Here is a 221-nt window from a genome sequence, read left to right as displayed (position 1 = left end):
GCCGATGTCGTAACGGACATAGCCGCCGATGCGCAGGCAGGTTTCGGTGCCGGGGATGTAGAAGTAGCCCGAGCCGTACACGTCGCAGATCTTGACGTATTCAGCCGGTTCCGGCTCGGCGACGACAACGGCGTCGGCGGCGCGCGCACCGGAAACTGCGATCAGGGCCGCAGCTGAGCCGAGAAGAAGGCTCTTGATGTTCATTTTCTGACCTCCAGTCA

The 221-nt window shown here is 62.0% G+C and carries 1 protein-coding gene; it reads right to left on the bottom strand.

Annotation, left to right across the window (positions count from 1 at the left end):
* The coding region (locus EN781_RS33985) for a porin (protein ID WP_189348004.1) at positions 1 to 204 on the bottom strand (204 nt) is incomplete at its 3' end.
* Between the last annotated feature and the right edge of the window lie 17 nt (positions 205 to 221).

The sequence above is a fragment of the Mesorhizobium sp. M4A.F.Ca.ET.090.04.2.1 genome, from assembly GCF_003999085.1.
Classification (GTDB): Bacteria; Pseudomonadota; Alphaproteobacteria; order Rhizobiales; family Rhizobiaceae; genus Mesorhizobium.
This window is presented reverse-complemented; position numbering and strand designations above follow the sequence as displayed.